The sequence below is a fragment of the Streptococcus mitis genome (assembly GCF_002096735.1).
Taxonomy (GTDB): Bacteria; Bacillota; Bacilli; order Lactobacillales; family Streptococcaceae; genus Streptococcus; species Streptococcus mitis_CZ.
In genome coordinates this window covers 121,900-138,615 of sequence record NZ_NCVC01000014.1, presented here as the reverse complement: position 1 = coordinate 138,615, position 16,716 = coordinate 121,900, and the positions used below count along the sequence as shown (strand labels likewise).

13 protein-coding genes and 1 pseudogene are annotated in these 16,716 nt (G+C 41.9%); 5 read left to right on the top strand and 9 right to left on the bottom strand.

The window, feature by feature from the left end; genetic code table 11:
• Window positions 1-55: 55 nt before the first annotated feature.
• The 8 genes from B7703_RS04080 to recJ all read right to left on the bottom strand — a co-directional run bounded on the left by B7703_RS04080 (window position 56) and on the right by recJ (window position 10,976).
• Window positions 56-895 (bottom strand): metallophosphoesterase family protein, encoded by an 840-nt coding sequence (locus B7703_RS04080; protein ID WP_049502027.1) that lies wholly within the window; start codon window positions 893-895, stop codon window positions 56-58.
• Entirely contained in the window at window positions 885-2,732 is a 1,848-nt protein-coding gene (uvrC, locus tag B7703_RS04075; RefSeq protein ID WP_084923736.1) for an excinuclease ABC subunit UvrC, read from the bottom strand. Before uvrC ends, B7703_RS04080 begins: the two co-directional genes overlap by 11 nt.
• A 38-nt stretch (window positions 2,733-2,770) precedes the next feature.
• Window positions 2,771-3,472 (bottom strand): M57 family metalloprotease, encoded by a 702-nt coding sequence (locus B7703_RS04070; protein WP_084923735.1) that lies wholly within the window; start codon window positions 3,470-3,472, stop codon window positions 2,771-2,773.
• 78 nt (window positions 3,473-3,550) lie between these two features.
• Entirely contained in the window at window positions 3,551-4,717 is a 1,167-nt protein-coding gene (locus B7703_RS04065) for an aminoacyltransferase (protein WP_084923733.1), read from the bottom strand.
• Window positions 4,718-4,721: 4 nt separating this feature from the next.
• The gene (locus B7703_RS04060; RefSeq protein WP_084923732.1) at window positions 4,722-5,942 is read right to left on the bottom strand and encodes a peptidoglycan bridge formation alanyltransferase MurM; all 1,221 of its coding nucleotides are present in this window, start codon (window positions 5,940-5,942) and stop codon (window positions 4,722-4,724) included.
• Window positions 5,943-6,075: 133 nt separating this feature from the next.
• Window positions 6,076-6,855 (bottom strand): alpha/beta hydrolase, encoded by a 780-nt coding sequence (locus B7703_RS04055; protein WP_024057563.1) that lies wholly within the window; start codon window positions 6,853-6,855, stop codon window positions 6,076-6,078.
• A gap of 66 nt (window positions 6,856-6,921) precedes the next feature.
• Window positions 6,922-8,583, bottom strand: coding sequence for a ribonuclease J (locus B7703_RS04050; protein WP_000065614.1), 1,662 nt, complete (start codon window positions 8,581-8,583; stop codon window positions 6,922-6,924).
• Window positions 8,584-8,753: 170 nt separating this feature from the next.
• Complete coding sequence (gene recJ / locus B7703_RS04045) at window positions 8,754-10,976, bottom strand: single-stranded-DNA-specific exonuclease RecJ (protein WP_192851957.1); 2,223 nt, start codon at window positions 10,974-10,976, stop codon at window positions 8,754-8,756.
• Window positions 10,977-11,152: 176 nt separating this feature from the next.
• Between recJ and B7703_RS04040 the strand changes: the two genes are divergently transcribed.
• The 5 genes and pseudogenes from B7703_RS04040 (at window position 11,153) to B7703_RS04020 (ending at window position 15,410) form a co-directional block, all read left to right on the top strand.
• Complete coding sequence (locus B7703_RS04040) at window positions 11,153-11,911, top strand: amino acid ABC transporter ATP-binding protein (protein ID WP_001229569.1); 759 nt, start codon at window positions 11,153-11,155, stop codon at window positions 11,909-11,911.
• A 10-nt stretch (window positions 11,912-11,921) separates the two neighbouring features.
• Window positions 11,922-12,716, top strand: a complete 795-nt coding sequence (locus tag B7703_RS04035) for a transporter substrate-binding domain-containing protein (RefSeq protein WP_084923729.1) — start codon at window positions 11,922-11,924, stop codon at window positions 12,714-12,716.
• A gap of 12 nt (window positions 12,717-12,728) precedes the next feature.
• Window positions 12,729-13,406 carry an amino acid ABC transporter permease gene (locus tag B7703_RS04030; protein ID WP_000131145.1) on the top strand — a complete coding sequence of 226 codons (678 nt, stop codon included), beginning with the start codon at window positions 12,729-12,731 and terminating at the stop codon, window positions 13,404-13,406.
• Window positions 13,407-13,415: 9 nt separating this feature from the next.
• Window positions 13,416-14,075 carry an amino acid ABC transporter permease gene (locus B7703_RS04025; protein WP_000443882.1) on the top strand — a complete coding sequence of 220 codons (660 nt, stop codon included), beginning with the start codon at window positions 13,416-13,418 and terminating at the stop codon, window positions 14,073-14,075.
• Window positions 14,076-14,219: 144 nt separating this feature from the next.
• Window positions 14,220-15,410, top strand: a pseudogene (locus B7703_RS04020) (ferredoxin reductase family protein).
• Window positions 15,411-15,507: 97 nt separating this feature from the next.
• On the opposite strand, the gene B7703_RS04015 reads toward B7703_RS04020, so the two are convergent.
• Window positions 15,508-16,638, bottom strand: a complete 1,131-nt coding sequence (locus tag B7703_RS04015) for an ABC transporter ATP-binding protein (RefSeq protein ID WP_084923728.1) — start codon at window positions 16,636-16,638, stop codon at window positions 15,508-15,510.
• Window positions 16,639-16,716 lie beyond the last annotated feature (78 nt).

Genomic DNA, 16,716 nt, shown 5'->3' with positions numbered 1-16,716 from the left:
CCTCATCCAGTTCCAATTAATTTTCAGTTACTTAAAGAAACTAGTCTATCTTATATTATGACTTTATAGCCTCCAAGAAATCCTTCACATCCTCTACATACCCATGCTTTTCTATTAAGCTTGCTAATAGTTCCAGATTGTGCCCCTGATAGTTATCGTCACGACGCAGTTCTTCATACATTTCGATAAAGGGAAGCCCCTTGGACTTGGCCAATTCCAACTCCGCTTCATAATCATAAGCGACTTTACGAAATAGGATATTTACCAATTCCCCATCTTCAACTTCTATCACGGCATACTGGGCACGGTGATTTTTTAACGCCTCCCAATTAAAATAGGGCATGCCAATCGACCCTGGATTGATGATTTGTTGCCCTTGACTGCCGTAACGAAGCAACTGCTTGTGGACATGACCATAGACTGCCACGTCGGTTTCCGCATCTAGCAGTTGGTCAAATTTATCTGTATCATTCCCAACCAGTAGATCCCCACCATAGTTTTTGTCAGGTAAATTATGAGAGATAGAAAAGCGCAGCCCCTCAACTTCTTTCTTTTCCAGCAAAGGCAAGCTTCGTAGCCAGACAATCGTTGCAGGATCCATTCGCTCCATCAAAAACTGGGTCATGCGCATTGACTGGATTTCTCGCGGATCTTCCAAACCATATTCGCCATCCAAGGCCTCAAGGACACGATCATCCCAATTGCCTCGAACACTGGCTGTGATAGGAAGGTCCTTTAGCAGGGCTACCAAGTCACTTGCACCTGGACCGGGAAGAAAAATATCTCCCAGAAGCCAGTATTCACTGACTCCTTGATTTTTAGCATCTGCAATCACTGCTTCTAAAGCCGTCGCATTTCCATGAATATCTGATAAAATTGCGATTTTATGTTTCATTGTGGTTTCCTTCCGTTTGGTAATCTACTCTTTCTTCCGCCACTTGAGCTAATTCCACTGCTTCCTGCGGGTTCAACTTTCTCTGAACAGCTTCTGCGACTGTTCTTGGTACCCCAACTTCGACAATCTCATCCACACTGGCTTCCTTGATTTTTGTCAGAGACTTGAAATGCTTCATGAGATTCTGCTTGCGTTTAGGTCCCAGACCGTCAATTCCATCCAGTTGTGAAGAAAAGGAATTTTTGGAGCGCAGTTGGCGGTGGAAAGTAATGGCAAAGCGGTGCACCTCATCTTGAATGCGTTGCAAAAGGAAAAATTCCTGAGAATTACGAGATAACTCCACCACCTCAAGCGGATCTCCGAAGAGCAGCTCATGGGTTTGATGCTTGTCGTTCTTTTGAAGCCCAGCAATTGGAATATCCAAGCCCAGCTCCTCTTGGATGACTTGCTTGGCGATATTAACTTGACCTTGTCCCCCATCAATGACAATCAAGTCCGGTGGCGTTAATCCCTCACGCTGTACTCGACCATAGCGCCTGCGAATGACTTCTCTCATACTGGCATAGTCGTCTGGCCCGACTACGGTCTTGATTTTATACTTACGGTAATCCTTCTTACTAGGTTTTCCGTTGACAAAGACCACCATGGCAGAAACAGGGCTAGTTCCCATGATGTTGGAGTTATCGAAGGATTCGATGCGGACTGGGGTCGGTATTTGGAGCAAACGTCCTAGATTTTCAATAGCTCCTTGGGTCTTTTCGACAGATTTTTCTAGCAGGTTGAACTTCTGCTCTAGACTGACTCGAGCATTCTTTATAGCCAAATTGACCAGTTGCTTTTTCTCTCCACGCTGAGGCTTAAGAATCTTGGTGTCTACCAAAGCCTTGACAGCTTCTTCGTCAATATCCTGCGGAATCAGCACCTCATTAGGAACTAGATGAGATTTTTCTTGATAAAATTGTCCTACATAGGTCAAGAAATCCTCATCCGGATCATTGTAGTAGGGGAAAAGATTAACGTCTCGCTCAATGAGCTTGCCCTGACGGACAAAGAAAACCTGGACACACATCCAACCCTTATCCACATAGTAGCCAAAGACATCCCGATTTTGGAGATCCTTAGCCATGATCCGTTGCTTGGTTCGAAGCGTTCCAATGGCCTGAATCAGATCACGGTATTCCGCTGCACGTTCAAATTCCATAGTCTGAGCTGCCGCTGCCATCTTGCCCTTGAGGTCATCGATAATTTGATCATCCTGCCCTTTTAGGAAATCAGAAACCTCCTGAGCCATAGACTTGAAATAGTCCTCATCCTTCTTACAGATGGTGTGGGCCATACATTGACCGATATGGTAGTAAAAACAGACCTTAGATGGTGGATTCGTACACTTGCGAAAAGGGAAAATCCGATCCAGCAATCGCTTGATTTCATTGGCTGCCCCCACATCTGGATAAGGTCCAAAGTAGAGACCTCCGTCCTTTTTGACCTGACGAGTGATAATCAAGCGAGGATAGCGCTCATTAGTGATTTTGATGAAGGGATAGGACTTGTCATCCTTGAGCATGATATTGTACTTGGGCTTGTTTTCCTTAATCAGGTTGATTTCTAGGAGAAGTGCCTCAATATTAGACTCCGTAACAATAAATTCAAAATCCACAATTTCAGATACCAAGGCCTCTGTCTTGGTATCGTGACTCCCTCGGAAATAGGACCTCACGCGGTTACGCAGATTTTTAGCCTTTCCTACATAGATAATAGTGCCGTTTTTATCCTTGTGAATGTAGCAACCAGGGCTGGTCGGCAAGAGCTCTAGTTTTGATTTAATCAAGTTGTTCATAATTCCATTATAGCAAAAAAGTAGGGAAAGATTGTTCCCTACTCATTGGTCTCATATAATTTTCGAAGTCTTTCAACATCCTCTTCCTGGATACCATAAAAGGAACCTGCAGGTTGCATCACAGACTTCTCATCTGTATGGTCCAAGCCAATTGCATGCCCCAACTCATGTTCTGCCGTATGGACAATACGCTCAAAGGAATAGCCATAGTTAGGATTGGACAGATAATAGTGATTCAACCGCACCGTGACAGACAAGAATTGCCCCGTTAAGAGATTGCTCTGACTTTCCGCCTCTCCTGCCACAGGAGTGCCTCCGTCATTCATCTCCGTAGCCATAATATCTGCCTTACTGGACTCGGTGACAATTTCAAAGTTAAAAGCACCAGTTTGATTCCAATTCTGAATCGCTTCTACATAAGCCTCTTGAAAGCGTGAATCCATCTGGGGATCCAAGTAAATACGAGCAGAAGCCTGTGGCCATCTTCCTTCAGAATGCTGGTGGCTATCTGTCTGGTTCAACTTAGGCAGTTGCCCTGTTTTTTCCCATTGGTCGATACTTTGTTGACCAATTTTTACTGACCGCTCTGCTTGCTTTAGCGCTTCTTGAAAATCCCCGTTCAGATACCAGAGAAATCCAAAAGCAAGAGTGCATAAAAGCAAAACAATCCAAACCAGGCGCCAAAACAAACGCAAAACAAAAGAAAAGAAAGCCCCTATCAAACGAAAAAGCCAACGCATATCTCTCCACCTTTCTAGCAAATAAACTTTATTTTACTAAAAGAAGCTGAAAGAAAGCTAAATACTGGCTTTTTCATCTTAACGTCCTACTATTTTTTTGAGTAACTGGATAGCTTTGTATTTTAAAGGCGATGGATGATAACGGAAAGTACCTGCTTTGCGTACAATATAGCCATTAAAATTCTGTTTAAAACGCAAAACACCATCACTTCCATCAAAAATCCCTTGAATCCCTAGGAAGTTGTATTGATGGATATTTCGTTGCATTGTCTGCTTCATCGCATGATATTGAAGTAAAAATGGAGCTGAAAACTTCTGATACTCTGCGTACGACCCCCCAAACAAGTACGTTGCCTCTGTATTTGTGTAGATTATTAAAGCACAAGCTAGAGCAACATTGCCAGACTCACTATCCAAACTAGTTAGAAAATCTTTTTTCTTTTGCAAAGCTTGGTATTGCTGGTGAAATTGTTTCGACTTCTTGTCAAGACTAGCCATCTTCACATTTAAAGCATCTATAGACTGTTGCGGATTGACTTCAGCAATTAGGAAATCCGCCTTATCTCCAAACATATCATACAATTTCATGTAATAATCTAAATTCTTATCCTCAAAACCTTGTCTTTTACCTGTTTCTTCGATAATTTTTTTGAATGTTGGAATTTCTTCCCGTTCTGCATTGCGAATAAGAATATTAAAATCAAAGGCTGATTGAATGTTGCGAATACTATTTTTATTAAAAGATTTCAATAAGGAAACAGCATCATAATCTTGCAAATCTTTGATGTAATGCCAGCTGACTTCTCCATTAGGATACCCTGTCGTCAATCCATCAAATTGATAACCTAAATCAGTCAAACCTTGAATAATACTTTTTTTCTCAGCATCTATTGGATTACCTTCACTATCAAAAGTTTGATAAGTTTCATAAGGTTTTACAAGCAACTCTAATACACCATTTTGCTTGGCATATTCTTTTAACTCCGCATAAAAAACTGGAAGAGCATCTTGTTGGGTATAAATCGGACCCGAATTGAGCTCCATATGCAGACCACCCAGCATGGGCAAGCTATAAACCAGAGCTGCAACTTGAATTTCTCCTTCTTGTTTCAAAGCAAGATAAACAATTCGAGCCCCTCTTTTTTCTAACAAGTCCCCCATCTGAACAGATTGCATAAAGGAACGAGAAGAAACCTGACCAGAATAAGCCTGAAACTCTTCTTTCGTGAGTGTAGTTAGTGCCATATACTTACTTTCTATGTTTTTTTCTTAATGTTTTACGGAAATCAAGAGCAAGTCTTAACAGAGGATAGAGAGGATGGGTAGGCATTGTAAATTCACCCAAGTATTCTTCGATCGTTGGATTAAAATTAGCTTTAAAACGATAGAGTCCACCATCTAAAGCATTCTCGACGCCTCCTAAATTTTGCCATAAAATGCCACGTTCAAAGGAATATCGAGCTGTCTCATACCAAGTCAAAATAGGAGCTTTATAACGTCTAAAATCTTCATCCATTCCTGCGTATAGATTGACAGAAGTTTGTCCGAATTCTAAAGTCAAGGTAGCTGCTAAAGGAACTCTTGCTTGACCTGCATCCATATATTCCTGCAGGAAAGTCAATTCCTCTAACAAACGTTCTTTTTCCTTCTTCTGCGCTTCTACTTTTGAAGTTCGAGTCGACTCAGTAAAGGTCTCTTCCAAGGCTCTGTTTTTCGCTAACTGTTCTTCTAATTCTTGCGAACGTTTAGAAACATCCAAGGTTGCCAAGGTGATATAGGCCTTGTCCTTAAAATTATCTAACAATTTTTTATAATAGGCTTCATTCCTCAAATGGATATCTTTTCGCTTCTCAGTTTTTTTCATCAAAAACGAGAAAGATTCTAACAATTCATCTCTACCAATCTGAATCTCTACACCCTTATTTCGAGCGGATCGAATAGCTTGTTTTGTTGACTTGCAAAGTTTATCTTCTGTAAAATTTTCCTTGTATACTTTTGCCTGAATACGAGGCTGAATGGTATCTCCCATTCCATCGGTCTTTCCTGACCACCTTACTCCCATTCTTTGCAAATTTTCAATAATAGCCATATTTTCAGGATATTCTATTTTTTCATGCTTGATTGAACTTTGCGATAGGCAAATACTTGGGTCAAAAATCACAAAAATCGCTCTCTTGCTTCGAGCATAGGACTTAATGGATTGAAGAACAAAGTTCAAGAGTTCAGCATCCTTATAATCTAATACAGGACCTCTTGGGATATAAAACATTCTATAACCTAGAGGAAGAGTTTTAATCAAAATACTAGCTGTAGCCAGTAATTTATCTCCTCGGTAGGCGCCAAACTTTTCATGTTGCCAATCAGACTTAACCTCTTCCCAAGCACTACTTTGTAATACATTGACTAATTCATGTTCTTTAACAAACTGATCATATTCTAATGTGGGAATGCCAATTTGATAACGATACATCTCTTACTCTCTTTCCAACAATAATAGAATTTAACTACTATTCTACTATTTTTGTTTAGAAAGTCTAGTAAAAACATATTTTAGTTTCTATTCCATAGAAGACATGGTTATTGAAAGAGTAATACAAACTAAACTAGCTTAATCTCTCTTCTAATTTGAAATCGATTGGTAGGGTTGCTAAGAACCGTTCCAATTGTTTTTCCCAGTAGTACCATTCGTGAGTTCCAGCACTATGGCTATAGGTCACATCAAATCCCAGTTTTTTGAGATTTTTCACTGCGAGATTATTGGCTTCGTACAAGAAATCCTGCTCGCCACACCAAGCCCAAAGTTTGGTCTTTTTATCCGATTTTTTAGCCAGACTTTCAAGAGAATAAGGACTAGCTGTCCAGTCTTTAATCTCTCCAAAAACACCTCTCCAATAAGCTGGTGTTCCCAAATCTTGGCTCTCAGGAGAAAAATCTTGAAAGCTAAGAGCACCTGAAAAACTAGCCGCATGAGAAAAACGATTTGTAGCAAGAGCCAATTTGAAACAGCCGTAGCCTCCCATAGAGAGACCAGCGATAAAGGCCTTTTCACGCTTGCTGGTCATGTTAGGGAAGAAGCGTTTCAAAACCTGTGGCAATTCCTCTGCTAGAGCTGTGTAATAGTCAAAACCATACTGGGTATCGGTATACCAACCGTTGCTGGTATTGGGCATAACAACGATGAGATTGGTTCCTCGAAGTAAGCGTTCTACGTTGGTCCGCTTGAGCCAACTATTATGATTACCAGACATCCCGTGCAAGAGGTACAAGACTGGAATGTCTTTACAATCTGGTTCTTCCACTCGATTAGCATCAGGATAGAGGACATTCACTCCCCACTCCATATCCAAAACTTGTGAGTAATACTCGATTTTCATTACTGCCATAATTTTTCCTCTATTTTTCTATAAGAAAAAGCCGAAATTCGACTTTCTCTCCGTTTATTTCATCGCTTATTTTGCTTCCATGACTACTGGTAAAATAGCTGGACGACGCTTAGTTTGATCAAAGAGATACTTGGTCAGATTATCACGAACCTTCCCTTTAAGATCTGCCCAGTCAAAGTCATCTCCTTGAAGATAGTCTTCTACCGTCTGGTTAATCAATTCTGAACTTTCACGAAGAATATCGCGACTCTTCTTGAGATAAACAAATCCACGCGTATGAACACGAGCCTTGGCTACAATTTTCTTCTCACGACGGTTAACTGTGATTGCGACGATGAAAATTCCATCTTCTGACAAGACCTTACGGTCACGAAGAACCACATTACCAACATCACCGATGGCATTTCCGTCAATCAAAACATCCCCTGCCGAAACCGCGCCAGCTGGGACAAAGTCCCCATTCTCATAAGCCATGCTGGTCCCCTTTTTAGGGATAAAAATGCGTTCTGGCAACATCCCAACTGCCATAGCAGCCTTAGCATGGGCATCTAACTCACGGTATTCCCCTTGAATCGGGAAGAGATACTTGGGTTGCAAGAGATTGATCATCAACTGCAAATCACGCGCATTTCCGTGCCCTGACACACGCAAGCTTTGGGTGATCAGTTTGACAACCCCGCCAGCTTGGTAAATCATGTTTTCTACACGCGCCATGACCGCTTCTTTAGCGATAGATGGAGTCGTTACAATATAGACCAAGTCACCATCCTTGATTTCCACATAACGGTGGCGACCAATCGACATCTTGCGAAGACCGTTGATAGGCTCACCCATACGACCTGTCTCAAGGATAATCAACTCATGGTCTTCAAAACGAGACATATCTTTTGGTTTAATCAAAAGACTTTCGTTAGCTAGAGACAATTTCTTAAGACGAATAGCAGTACGGACGATATTTTCAATATCAAATCCTGTCAAGACCACACGACGGCCTGTTGCATCCGCAGCGTCAAACACCTGCTGGATACGAGAGAGGTTGCTGGCTACTGCTGCAACAATGATACGACCATCCCAGTCCGAAATGGTTTGAGTGATCTCGTCCCCAACTTCACTTTCGCTAGCCACTTGGATATTACTGTCCGCATTGGCTGAATCGCTAAGAAGAGCTAGAACTCCATCACGACCGATTTCTGCCAAACGAGCAAAGTCTGTGGCATAAGATTCACTAGCTGTCTGGTCAAATTTGAAGTCACCTGTATAAACGATGCTACCTTCAGCTGTCTTCAAGACCACACCCAGACTTTCTGGGATAGAGTGGGTCGTACGGAAGAAGGACACCACAGTCCCGCCAAAATCAATCTCCGTATCCTCATCGATAACATGAAAATCATTAAATTTCTTAACTGTGTCATTTCCTTTGACAAAGAGTTTTGCCAACTCAATGGTCAACTCAGAGCCAAATACAGGTACCTTGGCTTCAGCCAAGAGATAAGGCAGAGCACCAATGGCATCCGCATGGCCGTGGGTCAAGAAGACCCCAGCGATACGATCGCTATTTTCAAAAAGATAGTCCATATTGGGAATGACCACGTCCACCCCTAGTTGTTCATTTTCAGGGTATTTCAGACCTGCATCCAAAACGAAAATAGACCCATCGATTTCAGCGATATACATATTTTTCCCATTTTCACGGACACCGCCAAGTGTTGTTAAACTGATATTACTCATTTTTCCTCCGAAAGCTTAGTTTATCTTGATTATAGGGTTACTTACCCTCTTATTCTAAAAGCACTACTTTTAGCCGAATCTTTTCCTACCATTATACCATTTTTTTAATGATTTTCAAAATGAAGATTTGTTTTCAAAAAAGAGCTGGTTTCCCAACTCTTTCCTATCATCTACTCTTTTTCCATTAAAAAGTCATAAATTTCTTGCACGGTACCCAGCGCCATCATTTCTTGGTCTTTGACGGTTTGTTTGAGATTTTGGTAAATCTGACTCTCAGCTATATCACGCTTTTCAGCCTCTTTATTCACTGTCATGACACCATTTTTAATCATCACAAAGCCTAGCTCTTCAAATACTTGAATCATCTTGACTAGCAAGATTTGTTGGATATTGAGATAAGTAGCCAAATCCTTCAGTTTGTAGCGAATATCAAACTCTGGGAACTGGTAGATAGTCTTGTACAATTTTGCAAACTGCTCTCTAGTCCCATATCCCGTCAGATAGTAGGCCTTGTCAATATCATTTTTGAAATAAACAGCAGAAAAATTCTGCTCCTGAAAAATGGTCTTCAGCTGAGTAATATCCTCAGGAATGGTTTTTACAACCACAGCATCACTATTTACTAGATTGGGCAGTTCCCCAGCAAAATCCAAGACTGGAACCCCTTCTGGCAAGACTGCATTCTTCCCACGGATATTAAAAAGTTGAACACCCTCCACACGCGCATCCACCATCATCAGCTGCAGGGCAGTTTGGCCATTCCATTGGTTGACAGAGAGAGTCACTGCCAATTCCAATTGCTTGGTCTGTGAGAATTCAGTCGCCCTTTTCCCTTGGCCAAAGGCCACTACCTCAAAACTCGCCTCGCCTTTAGAAATTTTCAGCTTGAGATGGGCATTACTTGCCCCCATAGTACGGGCACTTTCGACCTGAAAATCCTTGATATAAAAGATAGGTTTCTGATTGTCCATGCCAAAAGGTGCCAAACGTTCAAAACTTTTGACCGTTTCCAAGCTAAGTGTCTCCAAATCTAGCTCTTCATCTAGATTTAACTTGTTCTTGCCAGCAGCATCTGCTCCTTTTTCACGGACATAATCTTCCAAAACCTGAGATAAATCTGAGAGTTTCTCAACTTCCAGCGTCATTCCTGCCGCACCAGCATGACCACCAAAGGCTATGAAGAGGTCTCTATGAGGATCCAGAGCCTCAAAAATATCGACCGCTTCCACGCTACGAGCACTACCCTTGGCACGACCGTCCTCTATATTGAGAACGATGACTGTCTGCCCTAGTTCTTCCAACAAACGACCAGCCACGATTCCTAGAACCCCAGGATTCCAGCCCTCCTTAGCCAAAACTTGGACCTTCTTCTCAGGGTCCACCATGGTCTTAGCTTCTTCATAGATAGACTGAACGATTTCCTTGCGCTCTTCGTTTTTCTGATGAATCATGAGAGTAATCTCATGCGCTTCTTCATCATCAAACCCAGTCAGCAAATCAATGGCAGGATTGGGATCATCCAAACGGCCCAAGGCATTCAAACGAGGAGCAATCTGGAAACCAACCGTTTCTTCTGTTACTTCATTAGCGGCAATCCCAGCCATATCCAGCATTTCTTGTAAACCAATGCGCTGAGTATGCCCCAGCATTTCTAGACCATATTGAACCAAAATACGATTCTCATCTGTCAAACTAACCATATCAGCAATGGTACCAATAGCGACCAAATCAAGCAATTCCACTTGTACTTCTTCTAACAGGGCACAAGCCAGCTTGAAAGCCACTCCGCAACCAGCCAAATATTTGAAAGGATAGTTCGCATCCGGATGTTCAGGATGGACAATAGCATAGGCATCTGGTAAGGTTTCAGGTATGGAATGGTGGTCTGTCACAATGACATCTACTCCCATAGACTGAGCCAGTTCAATGGCTCCGTGACCCGCAACTCCATTGTCCACCGTCACAATCAAGGAAATCCCTTCTTGCTCGATAAAGTATTTATAAACACTAGCATTTGGACCATAGCCATCAGTAAAACGATTGGGCAGATAAACCCGGCACTCAGCGCCAAGCTGTTCCAAACTTTCCTTCACAATCGAAGCTGAAGTCATGCCATCCGCATCGTAATCTCCATAAATGAGGATATTTTCCCCTTCTTCAATAGCCTGACGAATCCGTCCCACTGCCTTATCCATATCATGGAGTAGATAAGGGTCATGCAAGTCCTCCAAGGAAGGTTCTAAAAACTTCTTCAGACTCTCTTGGTCCTGAATCCCTCTCTCAAATAGTAACCGAGCCACCTCAGGACCCAATCCAGCCTTCTTGGCTATCTTTGTAAAATCCGCATCTTCTACTTGCGGGGCAAACTGCCATTCATAAGTAGGTGTTATCAAAAAGACATCCACTCTTTCTAAGAATTCTATCGTTTCATTATAACATGATTTAGGCTTTTTCTCTATCCAGATTGCTTTTTTATAAAATTTTAGTGAATTTTTTCAGATATGATTTGACAAGACAAATTTTTTGGTGTAGAATCATGTTATAAAATCTAACACAAAGGAGATTCCTTATGGCTTTAGTAGAATTTGAACACGTCGAAAAATATTACGGAGACTACCACGCACTCCGCGACATCAATCTCCGTTTTGAAAAAGGACAAGTCGTTGTCCTACTCGGACCATCTGGTTCTGGGAAATCCACTCTGATTCGCACCATCAATGGTTTGGAGGCTGTTGACAAAGGAAGTCTTCTAGTAAATGGCCACCAAGTTGCTGGTGCCAGCCAGAAAGATTTGGTACCTCTTCGCAAGGAAGTCGGCATGGTTTTCCAGCATTTTAACCTCTATCCGCATAAAACAGTGTTAGAAAACGTAACACTTGCACCTATAAAAGTTCTAGGAATTGATAAAAAAGAAGCTGAAAAAACAGCCCAAAAATATCTGGAATTTGTAAATATGTGGGACAAGAAAGATTCATATCCAGCCATGCTGTCTGGTGGACAAAAACAACGGATTGCCATCGCACGTGGACTCGCTATGCATCCGGAACTCCTCCTCTTTGATGAGCCAACTTCTGCCCTTGACCCTGAAACCATCGGCGATGTTCTAGCGGTTATGCAAAAATTGGCCCACGATGGTATGAATATGATTGTCGTTACCCATGAAATGGGCTTTGCTCGTGAAGTTGCCGACCGCATCATCTTTATGGCTGACGGAGAAGTTTTAGTAGATACGACAGATGTCGATGACTTTTTCGACAATCCAAGCGAACCTCGTGCCCAACAATTCCTCAGCAAAATTATCAACCACGAAAGTGACAAAGTCAAATAAGGAGGCGCCTATGAAAAAGAAATTCTTTTTATCCGCATTATTGATTAGCCTTTTCGGCCTTGCTGCTGCAAAACCAGTTCAGGCTGATACCAGTGTCGCAGATATTCAAAAGAGAGGCGAGCTAGTTGTTGGTGTGAAACAGGACGTTCCCAATTTCGGTTACAAGGATCCCAAGACAGGGACCTATTCTGGTATCGAAACCGACTTGGCCAAAATGGTAGCTGATGAGCTCAAGGTCAAGGTTCGCTATGTACCTGTTACCGCACAAACTCGTGGCCCCCTTCTAGACAATGAGCAGGTCGATATGGATATCGCGACCTTCACCATTACAGACGAACGCAAAAAACTCTACAACTTTACCAGCCCTTACTACACAGATGCTTCTGGCTTTTTGGTCAATAAGTCTGCCAAAATCAAAAGCATTGAGGACCTAAACGGAAAAACCATCGGGGTTGCCCAAGGTTCCATTACTCAACGCCTGATTACCGAACTGGGTAAAAAGAAAGGTTTGACCTTTAAATTCGTCGAACTTGGTTCCTACCCAGAATTGATTACTTCCCTACACGCCCACCGTATTGATGCCTTTTCCGTTGACCGCTCGATTCTGTCTGGCTACATCAGCAAACGCACAGTACTACTAGATGATAGTTTCAAGCCATCTGACTACGGTATCGTTACCAAGAAATCAAATACCGAACTCAACGACTATCTCGATAACTTGGTTACTAAATGGAGCAAGGATGGCAGTTTGCAAAAACTTTATGACCGTTACAAGCTGAAACCATCCAGCCATACTGCAGATTAAGGAGGACACCCCATGACAGATTTATCATCTTGGACAGCCTATTTTCAGGATTTTGGACAATTTTTCAATGGTTTCCTCTTCACCCTTGCCCTAGCGATTGGATCCTTTATCCTCGCCATGGTTTTGGGCATCTTCTTTGGAGCCATGTCAACCAGCAAACGTCCAATTTTGCGCATTTTAGCTCGCATCTTTGTCGAGTTTTACCAAAACACTCCCCTCTTGGTGCAGTTTGTTATCGTTTTTTATGGCCTACCTCTTATCAGTGACCACACCATCATGATTCCGATTTATTGGACAGCTGTTCTCTGTGTAGGGCTCTATCACGGTGCCTATATCGCTGAGGTTATTCGCTCAGGTATTCAGTCTATTCCTAGCGGTCAGATGGAGGCTGCCTTGTCGCAAGGTTTTACCTATATCAGTGCTATGCGTTTGATTATCTTGCCTCAGGCCTTTCGTATCATTCTCCCTCCTTTGACCAACCAAATTGTTAACCTCATCAAAAACACTTCTACAGTCGCTATTATCTCTGGAGTGGACTTGATGTTTGTGACCAAGTCTTGGTCGGCACTTAACGGAAACTACATTCCAGCATTTTTAGGTGCTGCCCTTCTCTACTTTTCTCTTTGCTTTCCTGTTGCCCAGTTTGGTCGCAAGATGGAGCAAGCCAACAAAAAAGCCTATTCACTTTAGGAGGTTACTATGGAATCCATTTTAGAAGTTTTGACCCCAGATAACCTAGTATTTATCTTTAAAGGATTTGGCTTGACCCTCTACATTTCTCTGATTGCCATCGTCCTCGCTACACTTATCGGTACAGTTCTAGCAGTCATGAGAAATGGGAAAAATCCTATCTTGCGCATCATTTCCAGCATTTACATCGAGTTTGTGCGTAACGTTCCCAACCTCCTCTGGATTTTCACCATCTTTTTGGTTTTCAAGATGAAATCCACACCAGCAGGAATCACTGCATTTACCCTCTTTACCTCAGCAGCCTTGGCTGAGATTATCCGAGGCGGTCTCAATGCCGTGGACAAGGGACAGTACGAAGCAGGAATGTCGCAAGGATTTACCTCAGCCCAAATCCTCTACCACATCATTCTCCCGCAAGCCATTCGCAAAATGTTGCCAGCCATCATTTCTCAGTTTGTAACCGTAATTAAGGATACCAGTCTTCTCTACTCTGTTATCGCCCTACAAGAACTCTTTGGAGCAAGCCAAATTCTCATGGGCCGTTATTTCGAACCAGAGCAGGTCTTCAGTCTTTACATCCTGATTGCCCTCATCTACTTCAGCTTTAACCTAGCCATTTCTAGCCTGTCTCATATGCTAGCAAAACGCTGGCAACAAGCTGCAGAATAATAAATTAGCTCTCCAGTTCAATTGGAGAGTTTTTTGATGAGAGTAGATATTTATAGAACTCAATTTGACACCATACTTTTTCTATGATAAAATGTAACAATTTTGTTTACAACAAATCAAAATCTAAATGAAATGGAATTTTCTATGAAATCAATCAAAGGAATACTCTTTATCATAGCTAGTTTTATCTTGACTCTTTTTGCTTGGATGAACACTTCTCCCCAATTCACTATTCCAGGACTAGCTTTAACAAGCCTATCTCTGACTTTTATCCTAGCCACTCGTCTCCCCCCTACTAGAAAGCTGGTTTCACGGTTTGGAGAAGGTCTACACTGTCCACAAATTCACAGCCTTTCTCTCCATCATCCTACTAATCTTTCATAACTTTAGTATGGGCGGTTTGTGGGGCTCTCGTTTAGCTGCTCAGTTTGGCAACCTTGCCATCTATATTTTGTCAGTATCATCCTTGTCGCCTATTTAGGCAAATACATCCAATACGAAGCTTGGAGATGGATTCACCGTCTGGTTTATCTAGCCTACATTTTCGGACTCTTTCACGTCTACATGATGATGGGCAATCGTCTCCTTACATTTAATCTTCTAAGTTTTCTTGTTGGTAACTATGCCATTTTAGGCTTACTAGCTGGTTTTTACATCATCTTCCTTTATCAAAAGATTTCCTTCCCCTATCTAGGGAAAATTACCAATCTCAAACGCTTAAATCACGATACTAGAGAAATTCAAATCCATCTTAGCAGACCTTTCAACTATCAATCAGGACAATTTGCCTTCCTAAAGATTTTTCAAGAAGGTTTTGAAAGTGCTCCGCATCCCTTTTCTATCTCAGGAGGTCATGGTCAAACGCTTTACTTTACTGTCAAAAATTCAGGTGACCCTACCAAGAATATCTATGACAATCTTCAAGTCGGTAGCAAAGTAACCGTTGACAGAGCTTACGGACACATGATTATAGAAGAAGGACGAGAAAATCAGGTTTGGATTGCTGGATGTATTGGGATCACCCCCTTCATCTCTTACATCCGTGAACATCCTATTTTAGATAAACAGGTTCACTTCTACTATAGCTTCCGTGAAGATGAAAATGCAGTCTATCTAGATTTGCTCCGTGACTATGCTCAGAAAAATCCTAATTTTGAACTCCATCTAGTAGACAGTAGGAAAGACGGCTATCTTAATTTTGAGCAAGAAGAAGTGCCCGAACATGCAAGCGTCTATATGTGTGGTCCTCTTTCTATGATGAAGTCACTTGCCAAACAGATTAAGAAACAAAATCCAAAAACAGAGCTTATTTACGAAGGATTCAAGTTTAAATAACCACTCATACTCTCCTGGAATTTCCCAGGAGTTTTTTCTACGCAATCTCAAAAAACACTGCCAGATTTCTCTAGCAGTGTTTTGACATTTCATTTGCTTAGTAAACTGTTCTTTCAGTTTCTACATCGAAGAAGTGTGCTTTGTTCAAGTCAAATCCAAGTTCAACTGTTGCACCTGTTTGCAAGTAGTCACGAGCATCCACTTTGGCAACAAATTCGTCTTTACCAACTTGGCAGTAAAGGTGAGATTCTGAACCAAGTAATTCTGATACGGAGATAGTTGCTTTAACAACTGATTCTGGGAATGTTTCAAGGAAAGCAGGTTCTGCATTTACATCTTCTGGACGGATACCGAAGATCAATTCTTTTCCTTCGTAGCCTTTTTCACGAAGAACTTTCAATGCTCCTTCTGGAACTTTCAAGCGGAAACCGTCAGAAATAATTTCGCTACCAACCAATTTCACGTTGATGAAGTTCATTGCTGGGCTTCCGATGAATCCTGCAACGAATTTATTAACTGGGTTTTTGTAAACTTCTTGAGGAGTTCCGATTTGTTCAACACGTCCGATAGTACCTGTACCAGCAGGGTTCTTAGTTGCTGACATGATAACGATACGGTCCGCAAGTGTCATCGCTTCTGTTTGGTCGTGAGTTACGTAGATAGTTGTAGCTCCGATACGACGGTGAATTTTCGCAATTTCAGCACGCATCGATACACGAAGTTTGGCATCCAAGTTTGACAAAGGTTCGTCCATCAAGAATACTTTTGCATCACGGACGATAGCACGACCCATGGCAACACGTTGACGTTGACCACCTGAAAGGTCAGCTGGTTTACGATCCAAGAATTCTTTCAAACCAAGGATTGCTGCTGCTTCTTGCACACGTTTGTCGATGTCTTCTTTGCTGTATTTACGCAATTTCAAACCGAAAGCCATGTTGTCATAAACAGTCATGTGTGGGTAAAGAGCATAGTTTTGGAATACCATGGCGATGTCACGGTCTTTTGGAGCAACGTCGTTGACAACCACGCCATCGATAGATGCAGTACCTTCTGTGATGTCTTCAAGACCAGCAATCATACGAAGAGTTGTTGATTTACCACATCCTGAAGGACCTACGAAAACGATAAACTCTTTGTCTTTGATGTCCAAGTTGAAGTCTTCAACTGAATAGTGTTCGCTGTTTGGATATTTTTTGTAAATGTTTTTAAGATTCAATTCTACCATGAGGTGAACTCCTTTTGTCTTTTGATAGTTTTATTATAGATGAAAACGCTTTACATTTCTATGGCAAGATGACCAAAA

Excerpts from the sequence above, each read along its gene's own strand:
- B7703_RS04060 (WP_084923732.1), bottom strand. The coding sequence starts at position 5,942 with ATGTATCGTTATCAAATTGGCATTCCCACATTAGAATATGATCAGTTT.
- B7703_RS04030 (WP_000131145.1), top strand. The coding sequence starts at position 12,729 with ATGACAGATTTATCATCTTGGACAGCCTATTTTCAGGATTTTGGACAA.
- B7703_RS04070 (WP_084923735.1), bottom strand. The coding sequence starts at position 3,472 with ATGCGTTGGCTTTTTCGTTTGATAGGGGCTTTCTTTTCTTTTGTTTTG.
- B7703_RS04065 (WP_084923733.1), bottom strand. The coding sequence starts at position 4,717 with ATGGCACTAACTACACTCACGAAAGAAGAGTTTCAGGCTTATTCTGGT.
- B7703_RS04035 (WP_084923729.1), top strand. The coding sequence starts at position 11,922 with ATGAAAAAGAAATTCTTTTTATCCGCATTATTGATTAGCCTTTTCGGC.
- B7703_RS04025 (WP_000443882.1), top strand. The coding sequence starts at position 13,416 with ATGGAATCCATTTTAGAAGTTTTGACCCCAGATAACCTAGTATTTATC.
- B7703_RS04015 (WP_084923728.1), bottom strand. The coding sequence starts at position 16,638 with ATGGTAGAATTGAATCTTAAAAACATTTACAAAAAATATCCAAACAGC.
- B7703_RS04080 (WP_049502027.1), bottom strand. The coding sequence starts at position 895 with ATGAAACATAAAATCGCAATTTTATCAGATATTCATGGAAATGCGACG.
- B7703_RS04050 (WP_000065614.1), bottom strand. The coding sequence starts at position 8,583 with ATGAGTAATATCAGTTTAACAACACTTGGCGGTGTCCGTGAAAATGGG.
- uvrC (WP_084923736.1), bottom strand. The coding sequence starts at position 2,732 with ATGAACAACTTGATTAAATCAAAACTAGAGCTCTTGCCGACCAGCCCT.
- B7703_RS04055 (WP_024057563.1), bottom strand. The coding sequence starts at position 6,855 with ATGGCAGTAATGAAAATCGAGTATTACTCACAAGTTTTGGATATGGAG.
- B7703_RS04040 (WP_001229569.1), top strand. The coding sequence starts at position 11,153 with ATGGCTTTAGTAGAATTTGAACACGTCGAAAAATATTACGGAGACTAC.